General features: G+C 58.1%; 13 protein-coding genes and 4 pseudogenes. 6 read left to right on the top strand and 11 right to left on the bottom strand.

Features of this window, described 5'->3' with window-relative positions; genetic code table 11:
* Positions 1-146: 146 nt before the first annotated feature.
* Positions 147-245 (bottom strand): annotated as a pseudogene (locus P3T42_RS32270) (3-hydroxyacyl-CoA dehydrogenase NAD-binding domain-containing protein); the annotation flags it as partial.
* Between the two features lie 270 nt (positions 246-515).
* On the opposite strand from P3T42_RS32270, the gene P3T42_RS32265 reads away from it, so the two are divergent.
* The 3 genes from P3T42_RS32265 (at position 516) to P3T42_RS32255 (ending at position 3,149) form a co-directional block, all read left to right on the top strand.
* Positions 516-1,508, top strand: a complete 993-nt coding sequence (locus tag P3T42_RS32265; RefSeq protein ID WP_074267501.1) for a hydroxyacid dehydrogenase — start codon at positions 516-518, stop codon at positions 1,506-1,508.
* Between the two features lie 35 nt (positions 1,509-1,543).
* Positions 1,544-2,677, top strand: a complete 1,134-nt coding sequence (locus P3T42_RS32260; RefSeq protein WP_074267500.1) for a mandelate racemase/muconate lactonizing enzyme family protein — start codon at positions 1,544-1,546, stop codon at positions 2,675-2,677.
* Positions 2,678-2,741: 64 nt separating this feature from the next.
* Positions 2,742-3,149 (top strand): cupin domain-containing protein, encoded by a 408-nt coding sequence (locus tag P3T42_RS32255; protein WP_074267499.1) that lies wholly within the window; start codon positions 2,742-2,744, stop codon positions 3,147-3,149.
* A 115-nt stretch (positions 3,150-3,264) separates the two neighbouring features.
* Here P3T42_RS32255 and P3T42_RS32250 read toward each other — a convergent pair whose 3' ends face one another.
* A complete protein-coding gene (locus P3T42_RS32250) occupies positions 3,265-4,023 on the bottom strand; it encodes a FadR/GntR family transcriptional regulator (protein WP_074267498.1) in 759 nt (252 codons plus the stop codon).
* 1,179 nt (positions 4,024-5,202) lie between these two features.
* Between P3T42_RS32250 and P3T42_RS32245 the strand changes: the two genes are divergently transcribed.
* Positions 5,203-6,768: a tannase/feruloyl esterase family alpha/beta hydrolase gene (locus P3T42_RS32245; RefSeq protein WP_429308357.1), complete on the top strand. Its 1,566-nt coding sequence runs from the start codon at positions 5,203-5,205 to the stop codon at positions 6,766-6,768.
* Positions 6,769-6,886: 118 nt separating this feature from the next.
* Here P3T42_RS32245 and P3T42_RS32240 read toward each other — a convergent pair.
* The 4 genes and pseudogenes from P3T42_RS32240 to P3T42_RS32225 all read right to left on the bottom strand — a co-directional run.
* Positions 6,887-7,356 (bottom strand): annotated as a pseudogene (locus P3T42_RS32240) (IS5/IS1182 family transposase); the annotation flags it as partial.
* A 139-nt stretch (positions 7,357-7,495) separates the two neighbouring features.
* Entirely contained in the window at positions 7,496-9,697 is a 2,202-nt protein-coding gene (locus P3T42_RS32235) for a xanthine dehydrogenase family protein molybdopterin-binding subunit (protein WP_429308356.1), read from the bottom strand.
* On the bottom strand, positions 9,694-10,680 hold the full coding sequence (locus P3T42_RS32230; RefSeq protein WP_074267274.1) for an FAD binding domain-containing protein: 987 nt from the start codon (positions 10,678-10,680) through the stop codon (positions 9,694-9,696). The genes P3T42_RS32235 and P3T42_RS32230 overlap by 4 nt, the downstream gene beginning before the upstream one ends.
* Complete coding sequence (locus P3T42_RS32225) at positions 10,680-11,249, bottom strand: (2Fe-2S)-binding protein (protein WP_083611605.1); 570 nt, start codon at positions 11,247-11,249, stop codon at positions 10,680-10,682. Before P3T42_RS32225 ends, P3T42_RS32230 begins: the two co-directional genes overlap by 1 nt.
* 1,747 nt (positions 11,250-12,996) lie before the next feature.
* Between P3T42_RS32225 and P3T42_RS32220 the strand changes: the two are divergent.
* Positions 12,997-13,156 (top strand): annotated as a pseudogene (locus P3T42_RS32220) (IS3 family transposase); the annotation flags it as partial.
* 156 nt (positions 13,157-13,312) lie between these two features.
* Here P3T42_RS32220 and P3T42_RS32215 read toward each other — a convergent pair.
* On the bottom strand, positions 13,313-14,026 hold the full coding sequence (locus P3T42_RS32215) for a GntR family transcriptional regulator (RefSeq protein ID WP_074267492.1): 714 nt from the start codon (positions 14,024-14,026) through the stop codon (positions 13,313-13,315).
* 662 nt (positions 14,027-14,688) lie between these two features.
* Here P3T42_RS32215 and P3T42_RS32210 point away from each other — a divergent pair.
* Positions 14,689-15,093 carry an antibiotic biosynthesis monooxygenase family protein gene (locus P3T42_RS32210; RefSeq protein WP_074267491.1) on the top strand — a complete coding sequence of 135 codons (405 nt, stop codon included), beginning with the start codon at positions 14,689-14,691 and terminating at the stop codon, positions 15,091-15,093.
* Positions 15,094-15,243: 150 nt separating this feature from the next.
* On the opposite strand, the pseudogene P3T42_RS32205 reads toward P3T42_RS32210, so the two are convergent.
* The 4 genes and pseudogenes from P3T42_RS32205 to P3T42_RS32190 form a co-directional block, all read right to left on the bottom strand.
* Positions 15,244-15,528, bottom strand: a pseudogene (locus P3T42_RS32205) (IS5 family transposase); the annotation flags it as partial.
* Positions 15,529-15,724: 196 nt separating this feature from the next.
* Positions 15,725-16,780 (bottom strand): porin, encoded by a 1,056-nt coding sequence (locus P3T42_RS32200; protein ID WP_074267489.1) that lies wholly within the window; start codon positions 16,778-16,780, stop codon positions 15,725-15,727.
* 280 nt (positions 16,781-17,060) lie between these two features.
* Positions 17,061-18,359: an MFS transporter gene (locus P3T42_RS32195; RefSeq protein ID WP_074267488.1), complete on the bottom strand. Its 1,299-nt coding sequence runs from the start codon at positions 18,357-18,359 to the stop codon at positions 17,061-17,063.
* Positions 18,360-18,450: 91 nt separating this feature from the next.
* Positions 18,451-18,927: a cupin domain-containing protein gene (locus P3T42_RS32190; RefSeq protein WP_074267487.1), complete on the bottom strand. Its 477-nt coding sequence runs from the start codon at positions 18,925-18,927 to the stop codon at positions 18,451-18,453.
* Positions 18,928-18,938: the final 11 nt, after the last annotated feature.

Genomic DNA, 18,938 nt, shown 5'->3' with positions numbered 1-18,938 from the left:
TTCGGGCGCCTTCGTACATCTGGACTACCGGCGGTATCGTCATCAGCCCCGTGCCCAGCATCGGCCGCTGACTGGAAAAGCCCGAAAGCACGTTCGGCGAGTACCGCGCTGAAATTCGCGCTTCTCACTATCTGCTGGACCAGGCCGAGGTCCTTGACGAAAACGTCAAACCCCGCCCGCAAAAGGGAGGTGGCCACTCCCCTTCCCATCGCGCCCAAGCCAACCACCCCCACTTTTCGTTGCATGGCAATTTCCTTTCGCACGCCCCATATTGGTTGTACCAGAACTTACATGGTCGGACCTGAGAGGTCAATTTTCGATTTCCCGGGTCAGGCTGATACATTGCATGGATTGCAACGATTCGTCCGTGGGTCGAGGCCTGAGGGGATTGGGGCGATAAATTGACTTCGCCGTTTTTTGAAACTACCATCTGGTTGTACCAGATATGGCAAAAAATGGGACAACGTATATTTGCGTGCGAGGACATTTTTCTGCGGCTTCACCGAGGGATAAACATGCATCGCAAGTTTCGCGTTCTTTCTACGAGCAAAATCGATCCGCTCGGGTCTGAAATGCTGGCTCCTTTGTGCGAGCTGATAGTTCCACCAGATGACCGGGCGGACACGCTGCGACGATACATGGCGGATATCGACGCGCTGATCGTGCGCGTTCGCCTGCCCGATGACATATTTACGAAGGCCGCGCGACTAAAGGCTATTGTGCGCCACGGCGTCGGGCTTGATTTCATCCCGGTTAGTCAGGCGACTGAAGCCGGCATTCCTGTTGCCAATCTTCCAGACTCGAATACGCAGGCGGTGGTGGAGCATGTAGTCGGCGCGCTCTTCGCGCTTGCGCGCGACTTTCACCGCATACCCGGCCTGCTCAAACGCGAGGGTTGGTCCGTCAGGCAGGCGTATCACGGCTTGGAACTTCGGGGCCGAGCCGTGGGGATCGTTGGACTTGGACGCATCGGTCTCGGTGTCGCAACAGCACTGCACCATGGTTTCGGCATGCGAGTGCTCGGGTACGACGTCGCGACCCAAGCCACGTTACCTGATTTCATCGTACAGACGTCTCTTGAGAGCGTGTTCAGCGAGTCCGATTTCATTACGCTACACGCACCGCTCCTGCCGTCCACGCAACATCTGGTCAATGCACAACTTCTTGGTCTGGTCAAACCACAGGCTTATCTCATCAACGCCGCACGGGGCGGTCTCGTCGACGACTCCGCATTGCTAGAGGCACTGAGTGAAAATCGGCTCGCTGGAGCAGCGCTAGATGTGTTCGAACCTGAGCCACTCGCCGCAGACCATCCCTACCTGCAACGCGACAATGTGCTCGTTACGCCCCATACAGCAGCGCTTACCCAGGAGAGTGTCGCGCGCATGAGTGTGGGCTCGGCGCAGGCCGTGCTCGATGTCTTGCATGGCCGGTGTCCCACGAATCTGGTCAATCCGGAAATCTGGGACCACTACCTGGAGCGCTGGAATCTGCGCTCCCCACGCTGAGCAGTCAGCCCTGTTCTGTCAGCTACTTAAAAAATATGAAAATCACAGACATCATTGCATATCCGGTCACTTCGCCCGTGCCGGAGGCACATCAAGTTCGCCTCGGTATTGGCAAAATGGTCAAGCGCGACACGGTCGTCGTGAAAGTCACAACTGATGAGGGGATCGTCGGCTGGGGAGAATCCCATCATGCGCGCGCGCATCTGGCGGTCGCCACGCTGGTTAACACGACGTTAAAGCAACTTGTACTCGGGTTTGACGCGACTGACGTAAACGGCGTCTGGTCGCAAATCTACCGCTATCAGCTTGCGTCGCATGGCATGGGAGCGGCTTGTGCCGCGGCGATGAGCGGCATAGATATCGCCTTGTGGGACATCCGCGGCAAAGCCGTCGGGTGGCCTCTATACCGTCTTCTTGGCGGTGCCGCGCGGGACGTGCGTGCGTATGCGGGCGGTATCTGCCTCGGATTTCAGGATCCAGGAGCGCTGGTTGAAGAGGTCGCCCTCATGATTGAACGGGGATTTTCCGCCGTCAAACTCCGCATTGGGGATTCACCGAGATCCGATATTGACCGCGTGAGAGCCGTGCGCTCGCATTTCGCAGATGTAGAGATACTTACCGATGCGAACGTTGCGTATTCACTGTCGGACTTTTATGCGGTCGCACCGTACTTTGAAGAGGCGCGCATTCGTTGGTTAGAAGAAGCCTTTCCTGCACACGACTATCGCAGCTACCGGGATGCGAAACGAATGTCGCGCTTCGAGCTTGCCGCCGGCGAGAATCACTTCACCCGATATGAGTTTGCACAACTGATTGACGCAGAATGCGTGACGGTCCTCCAGCCGGATCTCTCCAAGGTGGGCGGCGTTTCGGAGATGCTAAAGGTGGCTGCGATGGCGTCTGCGCAAAAACTCCCCATCCACTGCCACTCGAGCATGGGCATCAACATGGCGGCCACGCTACACGTACTGTGTTCCATCGACAATGCAGGATATTTCGAGGCCGACTGTTCCGTTCACAATCCGCTTCGCGATCAGCTCGTCGACTTCCGTTTCGACATTGATCACCAAGGTACGCTACGGCCTGGCGAGCGCCCTGGAATCGGCATTGAAGTTGACGAAGATTTTATCCGCCACCATAGCGGCTCGACTGGGCCTAGCTTCGTTTAATGTTCACGGCAATATGTGTCAACGTGATCGATTCATTTTATTTCCAACAATCGAAGGAGCAAGCATGTCAGAGCAAATTCAAGCCGTCGTTGGCAGGACCTCGGTGCGGCACGTCGCTGCAGATGGTTCGGATATCGAACATGAATTAAGAGAATATTTTACATATCGCGACACAGGCTTAAAGGAGGCTACGTCCGGCGCTTACACTGCGCACGTAATTCGGGCGGTGCCGGGCAAACAGGGGGAGGCAGAATGGCACACCCATGAAACAACCTTCCAACTGGTGTTTGTACTTCGCGGATGGATCGACTTCGAGTTCGAAGATATTGGTGTTGTGCGCCTTGTACCGGGATCGTCGTGCTATTTCCCGTCCGGGGTGCGACATCAGGTATTAGGCAACAGTGACGATTTCGAACAGCTGGAAATCGTTTCACCTGGCGATTTCGCGACGAACCCTGCGTCAAAACCCTGAGCGACCCCGCAGAGCCAGATAAGATTTGACCTCCGGCACTCTCTACTTCAGGTAGATTGCGGGCGGAGTCTGGCTGAAACGCGCTGCCTGCCCCGTTGACAGGCGGTCTGTTGCCTCAGGCGAACTCTTTCGTAGCGGCACGTTTGCGCTTTCGACCCGGCGCCGCAAGTTTGTCCGCACCTTGTTCTTCGTCATTCTCCGTTGCAAACAACGTGCGGAAGTACACATCAACACCTTTAATGTGCTGCCGCAGTATCGTCTCGGCTTCTTCAATGTTTCTCGCGGCGATCGCGCCAAGCAACTTGCGGTGATCGGCAACCGACTTGCGGCAATGCTCGTCTGACGAAAAGTAGACCTCGCGACGCTTCTTCGACATCAGATAGAAGACGTTTACGAAGCGCACGAAGACGTCGTTTTGAGTGGCCGATACGATTGCCAGATGGAACTCCGCGTCGAGTGCTGCGAGTGCGTGACCGTCGCCACGTGCCTCGATGCAACGTTTGAGAATCGCGGAGAGCTTGTTCAGGTCCGCATCGGTTCGGCGCTCGCACGCGAGTCTCACCGCCTGAACCTCAAGCAATCGCCGCAACTCCACGGACTGGATCACCTCGTCAGGGCTCAGGGGCGTATCGGCCTCGGCAAATAAAACCATCGCTTCAATGCTTGTTTCGGCTGAGTCGGCGCGAAGAAAAATGCCGGATTTCGGCCGCGCGTCGACGATTCGCAAAGTGTCCAGCCGGATGAGTGCTTCCCGCAGCGCTCCACGACTCATGCGAAACATTTCCGACATCTCGCGTTCAGACGGCAGCTTGTCGCCCGGTCCAAAACCACGCTCCTGAATCAGACGGACGAGTTGACGAACGTTTTCCATCATGCAGTCACCGCTCAATATGCAGAACTGGCACTATTGCCTTTAGGTGCATCGGACTGGCGCAACAGCCACCATTCACGGGCCTTGCACCGCTTCGCAGGGCAAGCACCCAGCGCGCCATGTAGCTTACGCGTAAGGCCCAATCTGGTCAAACCAGATCAGGCCTTACGCTGCGTCTAACTGCCCATGCTGGTCAGTCCGCGGGCCGTCGCAGGAATCCGGCCGCCGGCCACATAGTTTTCAACTACTGTGCGATCGGGTTCACGCGATGCGGCACGAGAAACAGAAGCGCGCAGGCCGGTCCCTCCACAAAGCGTCTCCTAGAGCAGAATGCGTCACGGGAAAAGTTGTTCGCGGACGTAATCGCGAAGACGTTCATGCCATGGGCACTGTCTGCTGCTCCCAACCTCTGAGGGACGTGGTTAAAAGACCGGTTACGGTGTATCCATCCCAACCGTCTCGAAATCGTGTATCCATGCAACAGCGATAAATATCGGCTGGAGTACCTCGTTCATCTCCCGCTCCCCGTGCGCCTGCCTGGGTTTGTTTCGACACAGTCATTGTCGACGATTCGTACGGTAGAGCCGACGGACCGTTCTTGGCCGCTTGCCGCACGCGTTAGCGACTATCATGTATTGAACAGTCTCCTTCGCGAGCGTTGCGGCGGGCATGCTGGGCAAGCCGTCGCCGTTTAGCCTGCAACAACGGAGCCCAGTGGGCTCTGCCGGACCGCGGCGAGAGTGCGAATGCGACGGCCTTCGAGCATTACGTCGACGGGCCGTCGAAGGTCTTCCATCAGGTTGACGGCAGGTTCGAGTATGCGGGGCCGGGCGGCAATCGCGCGCAGCACGCTGCTGATGGTGGTGCACGCGGTGGTCGCGCAGTTGACCCGGGATGGATAAGGGTCGTGTGTACGCTACGGCATGGGCCTGATGCCGCAACGTCCGGCACCGTCTTCAGGCCTCATTGGAAGGAGACAAGACGATGAACTCGAGAAGCAGGCTGTGGCGCACGCGTGGGCGCGCGCCGTCGTGGCTGGGTGCATTCTGTGTGCTTGTACTGTGCGCCATGTCGAGCGGCGGTACGTATTCGGAGACGACGGATGGTCCATGCCGGGACGCGGAATGCGGACCACACGGGCCACCTCCGCCGTCAAAAACAAGCTGTCCGCAACTAAACGGGTTGACCATCCCGGCCCGCGAGATCGGCCTGCCGACAACCGGTGCCATCGTCACATCAACGACACAGGTGGCGGCGAGCGGCACCGGAGCGACAGCTACCGGGTCATACTGCCTCGTGGCCGGCGCGATTCGTCCGGTCGATCCGTCCGCCCCGGATATCCTGTTCAACGTCGCGTTGCCGGACCAGTGGAACGGCAAGATCCTGATGCTCGGCGGCGGCGGGTTCGACGGCTCGATTCCAGCCGTGACCGGGAACGTGCCGAGCGCGCCGGCCAATCTGCCGGGACCGTTGTCGCGCGGCTACGCGGTGTTCGCGAGCGATTCCGGGCACGAGGCGACGAACGGCTCGGTGAACGGCGCGTTCTCCGTCAACGCCGAGGCGTACGACAACTTCATGGGCGAAGCCCTGAAGAAGACGCACGACGCCGCGCTCGTGATCATCGACAAGCATTACGGCACGCATCCGTACAAGGCGTACTTCGCGGGCGGCTCGACTGGCGGCCGCGAGGCGCTGACCGTCGCGCAGCGCTGGCCACAGGACTGGAACGGTGTGATCGCTTTCTACCCCGCGTATGACTTCACGACGCTGAGCCTGCAGCAGTTGCGCGCGACGGAAGGTTTCACCGCGCCGGGCGCGTACCTCGACACAGCACAGCGCGCGCTGCTCCTGAAAGCGGTGATGCAGGTGTGCGATGGGCTCGACGGCGTCGAGGACGGGTTGATCAGCAACGTGCAGGCGTGCAACTCGACGTTCAATCCGGCGACGGCCCATGTCGACGGCAAGCCATTGCGCTGCGCCGGCGGTGCGGCACGGGGAGACACGTGCCTGTCGGACCGGCAGATCGCGGCGCTCAACACGATGAACACCCCGCTCGTCTTTGGGTATCCGCTCGAAAACGGCGAAACGCAGTATCCGGGCTATAACGTGTATGGCGCCGATCTGGGGGTGGGCAGCAGTTCGCCGCTCGAGGCGACGATCACGGAGCTCGCGCTCGGTACGACGCAGCCGTCGTATCCGCTGCAGAGCACTGCGATGTTCGACGGACAGATCAGCGACCAGTTCGTCAGCTACACGGTGATGGGCAACCCGAACTTCGATTCACTGACGTTCAATCCGGCGCTCGCCGGTCAATGGTCCGGGCGGATCAGCATGCTGTCGGGACTCGACGCGACCGATGCGAACCTGACCCCCTTCATGCGACGCGGTGGCAAGTTGCTGATGGCGCACGGCACCGTGGACCAGACCGTCAGCACGCGGGCCACCGAGATCTACTATCAGCGCTTGCTGTTCACGATGGGCTTTAGCGCCGTCGAGTCGTTCGTGCGCTTCTACGAGATTCCGGGGATGCAGCACGGGATCGGCACCGAGTTCAACGCGTCATGGGACTCGCTCGCGGCGCTGGAGAACTGGGTCGAGCACGGGACGCCGCCGGTACATCAGGTGGACACCGATACCGCGGGCGTGCCGGGACGCACGCGGCCGCTGTGCCAGTATCCGGCGTGGCCTAGCTATAACGGCGCGGGTGACGTGAACAGCGCGACGTCGTTTACCTGCGTGCAGGGATAGCGAACGCAAGCCGCGACGCGCGAATGGCTACCGCGCCCGTTATCGCCGCGCGTCGCGCATCAACCGCAATCTATAGCGCTGGTGTGCCTGCATCGACCGCGTGCATCTCCTTCTGGATATGCGCGATCTGTTGCCCGTGATCGGCGAGGCATCGATACTCATCGTTCCTTGCAACGTAGACGAAGTCGCGCTTGGTAAAGAGTCCTTTCTTCCTTGATGCCGAGGTAAGTGGTTTCGGGACATACGCCTTGATCCCGGCCAGTTTGCACGCACGGATATCCGGACCGCTGAAGTACCCCCGGTCAGCCAGCACCTTTAGCTTCGGCTTGCCCATGGCGCTCTTCGCCGACAAAGCCCTCCTGCTGAGTTACCCGTGATCGCTTCCGATATTCTTCACCTCGTGTTCGACGATCTGATGATGCTTCGTATCAGGAACGTCTGGACGTTGTAGCCAACGGTACCGGTTCTCTTGCACCGCTGGTGCTGGCGCAGGAGCGCGATCGTCTCGTACAGGCGCACGGTCTTCACATCGAAACCTGTCGGACTGGTTCGGTCTGCAGTTTCAATCATGTCGAGGTATCGCTGGAGTCACCCGGTCTCAATGCGTTGATTCAGTTTAGGTGATGAATGCGTTTTCGCACGCCCTCGGCCGGAATGAGTCGCTAACGGCGGGCGGGTCGCAACGGCCTCCGTGCTCCCCATGTCCATATCGGGGAACCGGCAGCTTCTACAAACCGCCCATCAACTTATCGGGTGTGATCGGTAATTCGCGCACCCGCACGCCGATGGCGTCGTAGACCGCGTTGGCGACGGCGGCGGCAACCCCTGTGGCGCAGAGTTCTCCGATACCTTTGGCGCCGAGCGGTCCGGAGTTGGCGTCGTATTCGTCGACGAACCCGACATCGATGGCCGGCGGAATGTCTGCGTTCACGGGCAGCGCAACGCCGGCCAGGTCTTTCGAAATCCAGCGGCCCAGAGCCGGCTCGAAGTGGCTACCCTCCATCGCCGCCATACCCCAGCCCCAGACGATGCCGCCTATCATCTGTGACCGCGCAGTCCGAGGGTTAATGATACGGCCGGCGCTATAGATTCCTGTTGCCCGCCGCAAACGCAGCAGGCCCAGATCCGGATCGACGGCGACTTCAACGAAGATCACGCCAAACGTACGAGCAGGAAACTCCGGAGCACCCATATCAACGGGCGCCCCGCCAGGCAGGTCGAAGGCGCCGTCGCAAACAAGTTCAAAGACGCCTGCCTCGTCCAACACGGACTGGATGCTGCGCGACCTTTCGCCATAGAGAATGTGCCCGTTGCGCATGGTCACCTCTTCCGTCGGCCAACCGGCCAGCCGCGCGAGCTTCGCGCGCACCCCTTGCGCCGCCTGCTGCAACGCCGCGCCTGTGCTGATCGTCGTCCCCGAGCCATAAGTCGGCCCCGAATAAGGCAGTGAGGTGTCACCTGCCAGAACGCTGACTTCCTCTGGCTTCAGGCCCAGGATTTCTGCGACTATCTGCGGAAAGACCGTGGCGGGACCAGTGCCGATGTCGCAGAAGCTGGATTCCAGTCGCGCCATTCCGTGTGCGTTGAGCCGTACTCGCGCGGTGGTATGGAATCGCGCCTGCCCCTGGCTGCAATCGGCGAGGCCGCAGCCAATGCGCCAATGTCCGTCGCGCGTACCGCCCTTTGGCCTGTCTTGCCAACGGAAGCGGCGCGCGCCTTCGTTATAGGCCTCTCGTAATTTTTTCGACGACCACGACTTCCCGCTTTCAGGATCGGTTTCAGCGTAGTTGGCGAGCCGCAACTCCAGCGGATCGACCTTCAACGTGCGTGCCAGTTCGTCCATGGCCGAGCCGAGCGACCATGAACCTGGGCCGTCCCATGGAGAGCGCATGAAGGTCGGCAGCACGACATTCCCACGGCGAACCTTCTGGCTGGTCGAAATGTTATCGCATGCATAAAAGGACCGTCCCGGGATCGATCCGAACTCGACATAATCTTCCGTGACGCTCGTGATGTTGGTGACCGCGTGGACAATGCCAAGCAGTTTGCCGTCCTCGCTGGCACCCAACGCGACGTTTTGCGTCATCTGCGGCTGAAATCCGACCATGTCGTACATGTTCTGCCGACTGAGCACCAGTTTGACTGGCCGACGCGTCACCCGGGCCGCCATGCTGGCGAGGATTTCGTGCGGCCAGACGAACGCTTTCACACCGAATCCGCCGCCCGTGTACGGGGAAACTACCCGGACCCACGCCGGGTCGATGCCGAACGCGGCAGCGAGCGTGTTTTGAACCGCCGGCAGGTGTTGCACCGAGTCGTAAACGGTAAGCTGCTTGTCCTTCCAGACTGCCAGGATGGCGCACGGCTCCATCGGGTTTGCGTGGCGAGACGGCTGTATGTACTCGGCACCCGTCCTGCGCGGTGCGGCGGCGATAGCCGACGCCGCATCACCCTTGCAAAATTCCAAAGCACTCGAATGGGAATAGCCACCCCGCTCCGGCGCAGGCGGTTCGGCTGGTGCGGTGTCGGGCACGATGAAGGAAGTGGCTCGGTAGTCCACGCATACGGAATCCGCACCTGACTCGGCCGCTTCGATGCTCTCCGCCAGCACGATTGCCACCGGCTGCCCCTCATAAACGACTTCGTCAGTCTGCATCGGAACGAAGCGGGTGGCGAGCGGCGGAACACTGATGTCGGCCAGCCTTGCATGCACTTTCGGCATGTCGGCGGCGGTTAGCACGTGCGTAACACCGGGCATCGCCAGCGCCTCGTGCGCGTCGATCTTCTCGACCCAACCGGCCGGAACGGTGGCAGATACCATCACCGCATAGAGCTGTGCTGGCAGATTCTGGTCGCCGGCATAACGGGCCTCGCCCGTCACCTTTACCGGACCGTCGAAGCGTGCAATCGATTCACCCGAATGGTTCATGGCGCACTCGCCGCGAGTTCGATGGCGCGAAGCGTAGCGTTGCGAGCGAGCGCGATCTTGTATCCGTTGGACGATAGCGGTCGGGCATCGGCAAAGCTCGCCCCTACCGCAGCCGCGACGCCGGCCGAGCCCAGCCGCTCGCCGACTAGCAGTCGCTCTGTCTCGTCGAGACGCCAGGGGCGCATTGCTACGGACCCCAAAGCAACGCGCGCCTTGTTGATCACGTCGCCGTCCAGTTCGAGCGCTACCGCCGCGGACACGATGGCGTACTCATAACTCTCCCGCTCCCGAATCTTCAAATATGCAGATTTCGGCGCTGGCCCACCTAATTCGATACTGGTGATCAGTTCGCCATGACGCAACACGGTGTGTGCGGATGGATTTTCGTCGGGCAGCACGTGGAAGCTGCGTGCGGGAATGCGCCGGCCGCCGCCTTGCGCATCCTCGGTTACGATCACCGCATCCAGTGCAGCGAGCGCCACTGCCGGGTCGGAGGGCTGCACCGCCACACACTCGTCGGTCCAGCCGAAGATCGCGTGCCTTTCGTTCAGGCCGTGCAATGCTGCGCAGCCCGAGCCCGCCACTCGTTTGTTGCACGGTGTGGGCGCATCGGCACGGAAGTAGGCGCAGCGTACACGTTGCAGGGGATTGCCGCCGATAGTCGCAAGATTGCGCAACTGGGCAGAGGCCGATTTCAGAATCGCCTGCGACAGGACGGGATAAGCGTTGCGGACCCGTTCGTGTTGCGCCACGTCGTTAAGCCTGGCAAGTGCGCCGATCCGCAGCCCCCCGCATGGTAACGCTTCGATGCGATCCATTTCAGGCACACGGCTGATATCGACGACCCGTTCAGGTTTGGTAATCCCGATGCGGAACCAGTTGAGGAGTTCAGTCCCACCAGCCAACACCGCCGCGTCGGGCAGTTGGGCGAGCGTCAGGGCGTCGGCCCGCGTCGTCGCGCAGGCATAACTAAAGTCGCGCATCAGCCCATCTCCTTCGCGGCAGCCTCGACAGCCGCCGCGATCTGCGGATACGCAGAACAGCGACAGATATTACCGCTCATCCATTCGCGAATTTCAGCGTTGGAACCGGTGTGTCCCTCGGCAATGCAGCCCACAGCGGACATGATCTGGCCACAGGTACAAAAACCACACTGGAAGGCATCGTGCTCAATGAAGGCCTGCTGGACGGGATGCAGCACCCCATCACTCGCTAATCCCTCTATCGTGGTGATTTTCTTGCCATCGGCACTGACTGCGAGCACGAGGCAGGCATTGACGCGCCGGTTATCCATCAACACCGTGCAAGCGCCGCATTCTCCGCGGTTGCAGCCCTTTTTTGCGCCTGTCAACTGCACCTGTTCGCGCAACAGATCCAAAAGGGTCGTCCTTGCTTCCACGTTGACGGAATGCTCAACGCCATTGATCTGGACGTGCGTCCACCTGCGTGGGGCAAACCGCGTTTCCATTTCTGGATCAGGCTGCCCATTCGCCGTGATTGTCTCGCCGTCTGTCGCGGGACCGGCAACGGCGGTCAACGAATCGTTGTTCATGACAGGCCTCGGCAAACGCTCGTCTTTACGAGGATGCCTCACTCCGTCCTAAGTCTGGCGGTATGAGGCTTCAGTCAACACAGACAGGACCGGCAGAATCTGCTCGGTCCAAAAATTATAGATGCCCATCGTCGGTTTGCAAGAATCCGCGCAGAACGTATGGCAGCGAATCTTTGATGTTTGGATGCCGATAGCGCTGTCTTCAGTGAGTAACAAGCGGTTGATCGATTGCTTCACCGGTTACAGGTATGACATGTTCAGACGAACAGCTGACGTGCCGCCCATGCGGGATTTTCGAGCCGTCAGACGAACTACCGGTAGGTCTGGTGCATTGATGAACTTATCGTTTGCGGTGACCTACCAGGACAGCTCTCTTCAGCACAGCACCCAGTAAAAGATGGCATAAGCCATTTTGTGAGGACTCCGTGTGGCTTGTATTCCGATCCCCTTAAGTCAGATCTATGAACGACGATGGTGGCAGCGCAAACCGATTGCGGTAACAAGAGGGACCGCCGCCAGAAGAGGATTTCGCATTGGACTGCCAGCTAACAATATGATGATATCGACAAAAACACGTACCGATTCCGATGGATGATGGCGCGACGGGTATAGCTGGTATAACTGAACACTTCCCTCTCCCCATGTGCGCCCACCACCATAGGGGTGGCCGGACAAACAACTCCGTTGATTTCCGCGTAGACGAAAGGGGGGCGCTCACGCTCATGCCGCTCAGATACGAAACATCGCTCAGCGTCGCAATCGTGCTGCCGAAATCCTGCTGCAGTTGCGCCAGAGATGACGAGCCCGCGCTCGAACCTCGGTTCACCACAAGCATTGGCGTCGTGGTCGTCACCTCCATTGCGTAGCGGATCGAGCCGGCGGACATCGCGGAGGTGTCCCCCGTAAGCGTATGCCCAACGCCGCCAATGACATCATTGGCAACGCTACCGACTGGCTGTCCGGAAATGTCGGTCGAAGTCAATGTAGCCTGCAGCACTCCCGGTGATCCACCAAGGCCGAACATGAAACCGTTCACGCTTTGTGCCGCTAACTGCATGTCGTTGCCTGGATACAGCGTTCTGAAGGCCGCGGAACTCGTCACCAACGACATCTGTGTCAAGGTTGCGACGTACTGACCAATAGCCGCGCTGGTCTGTTCGTTGAATACCGTTCTGCTAACACTGGCGAGGGACAGTTAACTTCGCTAAAGCGCCCGAGAATAGCCGTTGCAGCTACACAGTGTTGCTCGAGGACAGCCTCTGGTTCGCACTCCTTGTGAGTCTGGAGACGGACCGGTCACCAGCCAATGACGACGCTTTCGTCGCCTTCACGCAAGCCCTCCAGACAAGCACTACTTAATATCTCATCAACCGGGGTAAGCGACGACGCGAACTCTCGCGATACAGTTTCCCCGAAAGCCGCCGTCGGCATTTCAAACGCTTGACCGCTTTCCCACGCGGGCTGTTCCCCCCGGCGACTCGGTGTGTAGGTTGTACCGGGTCTTACCCACGGCATGACGGTCGCGGCCAAGGAGGCGGCTGTGTTGCGCGAGGTGCTCAAGGCGCACGCTTCGAATTACGACCCACTCGACGGCGTCATCGTGGATACAAGGTGTCCATCATGCTTGAAGAATTGGGCGTACCTTACGATCTCGCCGCAAGCGTCGAACCTTATAATGCGCTAAACCTTTGACCTGCGAGATGTCGATCAAAACCTGCTTGCGCGCAGACGGAAAATGAGGTCATCAAACGAATGCTCTCCCGATAATGCGGCCTGCGAAGGTCTCTTTGGTCTGCTCAAGACGCAACTGTTCTATCCTCGTGACTGACGGCTACGACCGTTGATCAATTCATCGAAGGTAGTTGGCTCTTATCCAGTAGTACGACGCAAAGTGTATCGAGATCTAACTCGGTTCTCTCAGCCCACTTGAATACCGCGAGAGTCTTGAAATCACGGCGTAAGCCACTCCAGGATTTTAGCCGTCCTGCGTCACGATTCCTTGCAAATCAACAAGTTACGCTCTGCTTGGGCAGGAGCAACCGAGACACCGGCCAGCCGATGGATTAGCTATTTTCGCGAACGATTTGAGCCGTCAGCAAAACGTGTTGCTGGATAAGGCGAACAGCCTCTTCAACGTTTCTCGCGAGCGCCGCGTCCACCATGAGCTTGTGTTCATTTTCGCGCGGCAATACCACGGCATGCCGTGACAAATTACGGTATCGTTCGGCGTGGTCGAAAAGATGCATGCACGCGTCGATCATCCATTCTGACCCACATCCGGAAAACAGCGCCTTGTGAAATTCGCGGTGGGGACGGTCATATAGCGGGTTTACGACTCGAGGGTTCTCTGAACTATACCGATGGACTTTGGAAAGTCGATGATAGCTGAGAAGGACGCGCTCTTCCCATTCGTCGTCACCCCGCAGCACGGCTTCGCGCATGGCAACTTCCGATGTCCAGGCTCGCGCCTGCGCCAGATCCATAAGGCTTTTGGTACTGACGGGTGCTACCGCGAACCCCTTCTGATTTGAATAAACCACCAGCGCTTCGGCTGCCAGTCGACTAAGCGCCTCGCGGATAGGAATGGGGCCGCAGCCATATCGCTTGCTGATATCGTTCAGGCGCAGCTTGAATCCGGGAGGCAGTCCACAGGAAATAATGTCCACGCGAAGCCGCTCATATATGGCTCCAGCGGCGGTCTGCAGACCGAGACTTCCCGGTGTCCTAGCTTCGGCGTCGGCATTTTTGGAGCGATGGTTTTCGACAACTTCCTTCATATGTAACGTAGAACCCAGCGAGCGTCAGCTGACTATTTTTACACAGCAGCTCTTTATATACAAATTGATTTGTGAAGTCAGATATATATACTTTGTGGCGCAAGCTGTTTCCAAGAACCATGTAGAAACCGGACGGCCTGTTGGTCCCCATCGTCCCGAGTCGCTCGGACCAGAAAACTGCGACCTGGGGGCTAGTTCGGCGTAGCTGACGGCGAAAGCGTGAAGACTAAAGATCATCGCCTCCGTCGAGTCGCCCATGGGCTACCTGGTCAGCAAGTGCGTTGTAAGGAAACGGCAGATGTGCTGGATACGGTGTAGTACGTGCCAGCTACTTCAAACTCTCGTGCAGGTTCTGAACGGTGACTTGCTCGACATGTTCGAACGATGGTTTGCGAGGAACACGGCACCGGCGCAGGCGAACCCGAGGGAGGTCGCATAAAACTCCCCCTACGTCCTCCTGCTCTCCCAACAAGGGCGCCTGTAGTGGCCGTTCCTGACGAGGAGATTGAAGGAAAGAGTTAGAGGCGAATCGGGACTGCTGATCGACCACGTAAGGAGCACCGGGTCGAACAAGTCCAACATTCCATTTGCGAAAAAAGCGGATAAAGCGAAGCCTGTAGGCCCATGTTGAGAGTTCACTATCGCCTGTTGAAAAACTGATCATGACTACAATCTCTAAACATAACCAGCTTATTACGTTGATCAACGTATTCACCGTCGAGCCGTCCCGGCAACAGGAACTCCTCGATTTGCTTGACCGTGCAACCCAGATCGTGCGCCTGGAGCCCGGATTCATCTCATCAAGCCTTCACCGGGGCATAGATGGCAACAAGGTCACCATGTACGCGCAGTGGCGAAGTGTTGAGGCCTATCGGGCGATGCGTGAGAATCCCACCCCTTTAAGCTACTTTGAGCAGGCAGCAGCATTCACGGAATTCGAGACCGCAGTGTACGAGGTCGTCGAAACATATTCCCCCCAGCCGGAGAGGCGTAGGGCGATCGGCGCACGAACGTGGGTAGAGAGAAGCTTCGTCGCCATAGCGTGTAGAAGTGACTTACAGAAATAGGCCCAATGCCCCTTCGGGGACGCGCGAAGCGGACCGGGGCGAAACTCGTTGTCGTCCGCGGGGGCCAGCTGACGAGCTTTGTTCTCATTTATTTGTCGCTGTGGTAAGTCTGCGATAAGTGCACCCCGTCACCGCACCGCGTTCGCACTACTGCTCCTGCGCCACGCGCAACACCGAGTGCGGATCGTTCACCATCTCCTCGAAACAGTCGGCAGTCAACCAGCGTTGCGTCTTCTGATAGACCCGTTCCCACGGCGCAAAGCTGATAGACAGCATTTGCGCGCCGGCTCGCACCCTCCAGCGCAGCGCGTCGAACACCACGCACAATTCGTATCGGCGTGGCGGCGCGTCTTCGTTCATCTGTGTCGGGCACGGAGCAACAAAACTCCATTTCTCATTCGAAACATGCGTTGGGTATCGCTTGCGACCTGGCATCCCGCCAGGTTACCAGGTCTGGCCAAGAATGTTCAACCCGCTTCAGGTATCCCGGTGTAAGGGCCGAGATGGCCTGCGCCTCTGCATTAACGCCGAAAGCAGGCGTATACGACCATACGTAACTCGTATCGCTGAACCGTGTGAGGTTCGCATAGCCGATATTGTTCAGCAGTGGCGCCCATCCGCCGCCGAGCCACTAAAAAAAGTGACGCATCCCGATATTTACACCGTACGTAGTCCCCGGTATTTCGGTAAGAATATCTTTGTACGTCAACGACAGGCCGGTGTCCATTGCTCCGTGGTTGTCGACACGTCCGAATTGCAAATAGACGGACGTGCGTCTCGAGAGGAAGTAGGTTGTACCCACCGCTGCCAATAGTGAGTGATTGGCGGTATCGTTGCGGTCACTAGTTACCCAAACGCCGCCGTTCAATTCAAGATCCGATCGGGCAAAGTAATCGACTCCCCCACCATAAACGTTCGAGTTAAATGCACCGGCCACCTTGTAATTGGTGAACGACACCTTGGTGGTCAGTGCCCCAAACCTGTACGCTACGCCTAGCATGCGACCCGTGAATTCTATATCGGTGGGAATAGGCGTGACCGCACCACCTGCATTGCTATCGTAGATCGCGGCGTCAACCATGAACGAGCCGTTGTCATATTTGAGGCCGCCCGACCACTGCCGTCCCGCTGAAAAATCACCGGCGACGCCGCCCGGAGCAAACATCACAGTGCCTGTGAGGCCAGCCAGGTTTGGGGTGGTGTACAACACAGCATTAGAGCTGATCATGCTTGTAAAGCGGACGTTGTTGTCATACGGCAAAATGGAGCTGCCAAACGTCGAGTGCCGTGGATCCAGATCGACCGCGGCTTGAAAGAATGGCGAGTGTTGTACGCCGAGCCTGATTTTGCCGAAATTGCCCTCGAGTCCGATCCATGCCTGGCGCCCCAGGAAATAGCCGTTCGAACTGACAATGCCTCCAGTGACCGTGCTGATCCCGCTTTCAAGATCAAATTCGGCCTTCATGCCGCCACCAAGATCCTCGCTCCCTCTCAGTCCGAAAACCGAAGGACCGAGGCCTCCATTATCAATCGCGAACGTAGGGCCGGCATTTTTCCCTGTCGAACCTGGGGTCCTGTTTGCATACAGGAACCCTGCGTCGAGCATGCCATAGAGCGTGACGCTACTTTGCGCGTGCGCGACACCAATTGGCACAAGAATCGCATTGACCACAACACACTTCCACATCGAGCGAAAAGATGATCTCACCCTGTCTCCTGCATAGTTAGTACTATTAATTTATTAAATTTATATTTTTTTCATTGCACTCAACACTTCATTCGGGCAAGTCGCTGCGCCGGTTAAGTTCATGCCGATCTGGTATGGCGGTCGCTTGATACGGGTAAGAACATCGTCATTTTCGTAACGCTTTACGCCGCTATGCTGCCTGGCCGGCGAACGTACGCCTGTAGCTCAGGTGCAGGCTGCCGGCGCCAGCAGGAGCACCTCCCCAACCTGTTCGGAAGAATCAGGCTTTCCGGATTCGAAGCATGACAAGGGCGCCCATGAAGGACGCGATTGCGAGCAGAAATAACCCATACTCTGGCCGCCCGCTTATCTCGCGCAGCCAGCCAATGCCAAAAGGGAAAACGTATCCACCCGCATTTCCTATCATCGAAATCATGCCGATACCGGCGGCGGCAGCCGTGCCCGACAGGATGCTCCCAGGCACGACGAACAGCACCGCATTCGCGCTGATCAAGCCAGCCGCAGCAAGCGTCAGACCGATCAGCGACAGCACCGGAATATGTGCAAACGCGCCGCTGAGCAGGAGGCCACTCGATCCGATTATGGCCGTGCAGGCTACGTGCCATCGTCGCTCGTTTACGCGGTCTGAATGCCGGCCGACAAAGATCATCGTCAACGCCGCGAAACCGAATGGGATGGCAGTTATCAGACCTGTGTGGAGCAAGCTGGCAACTCCGAGTTCGCGAATAATTTGCGGCAACCAGAAAGCAAGTCCGTAGATGCCGCCGATCTGAGTAAAATTCACGCAAGCCAGAGCCCAAACATCTAGATCCCTAAAGGCGTGCCCAAGTTTGTGGCCCATGCCAAGAGCATCCCGCGCAGCGCGCTCCTGAACTAGCGTGTCGATGACACGTTCTCGTTCGTTAGCCGTCAGCCATCGCGCTTTCGCCGGACCGTCATCAAGAAAGAAAATCGTTGCGATGCCAGCCATGACAGCTGGGATTCCCTCGATCAGAAACAACCATTGCCAGCCATGCAGGCCACCCTGTCTGTCTAATGTCTGCATCAACCATCCGGAGAAAGGACCTCCGATTACGCCAGCGAGTGCGATGCCCAGGAGAAAATAACTGATCGCCTGAGAGCGCTGACGAGTGGGAAACCAATATGTCAGGTACAGAATGATCCCTGGGAAAAAGCCTGCCTCCGCAACGCCAAGCAACACTCGCATCACATAAAATTCCACTGGCGATGTAACGAACATCATGCCTGCGGACACCAGCCCCCAGAGGAGCATGATTCGTGCAATCCATATTCGCGCGCCCACACGCGCGAGAATAAGATTGCTCGGGATTTCACAGATACAGTAAGCGACAAAGAAAACGCCAGCGCCAAAACCGTAGGCAGCATCGCTTAGTCCAATGTCGGAGGCCATACGCAGTTTTGCAAAACCGATGTTGACCCGATCCAGAAACGAGATCACGTATAGCAGGATCATGAATGGCAGTAACCGGCTGGCTATCTTGTTATATAGTCGCCACTCTGATTCATCGCCGAACCCTGCACGCGCTAAAAGATTCACTGTCTCCTCCACTGCTTCTTATAATCGCGTGCGCAAGCACGCGCTGACTTTGCACGCCGCGAGCGGCGCCAAGAGTCACAGGATCATGCTGTCATCCAATGGCATTGAGCGATTTCGCGCCGACGCTGTACGGCTCGGCATCAATCAGTACAAAAGCGATCACGCACGGCTCGGTACCCCGGTTTATCCAATCGTGAATCGTGCCGCGTTGAACCAGCACATCGCCGGCCTTCAGGTGAACCTCGACGCCATCCACATCCATATCGATCTCTCCAGATATCACCACGGCGTAGTCGATCGAGTCCGTACGATGGTTTCGCGGTTTGACACCCGGTGCATATTCGATGACGCGGAACACCGTACCGTTGGAATGACTGGTTGCTACCTTGCGTTTGGCACCGTCGAAGTCGTCGTTGTTATCGATCGGGAAGCCTTCGGTAGTCCAGATGACGGTAGCCTGTGCCCCTTCGCGCAACGAAGCGACATTTTTCACAAGCTCGTCGATGGCGACAACTGCTTTTCCGTTGGCATCGTGACCGGTCACAACGCGGCGCACAGAGAGTGTCATAGCTGCTCTTC

This window comes from Paraburkholderia sp. GAS38, from assembly GCF_050434965.1.
In the GTDB taxonomy this organism is placed as follows: domain Bacteria; phylum Pseudomonadota; class Gammaproteobacteria; order Burkholderiales; family Burkholderiaceae; genus Paraburkholderia; species Paraburkholderia phenazinium_A.
This window is presented reverse-complemented; position numbering and strand designations above follow the sequence as displayed.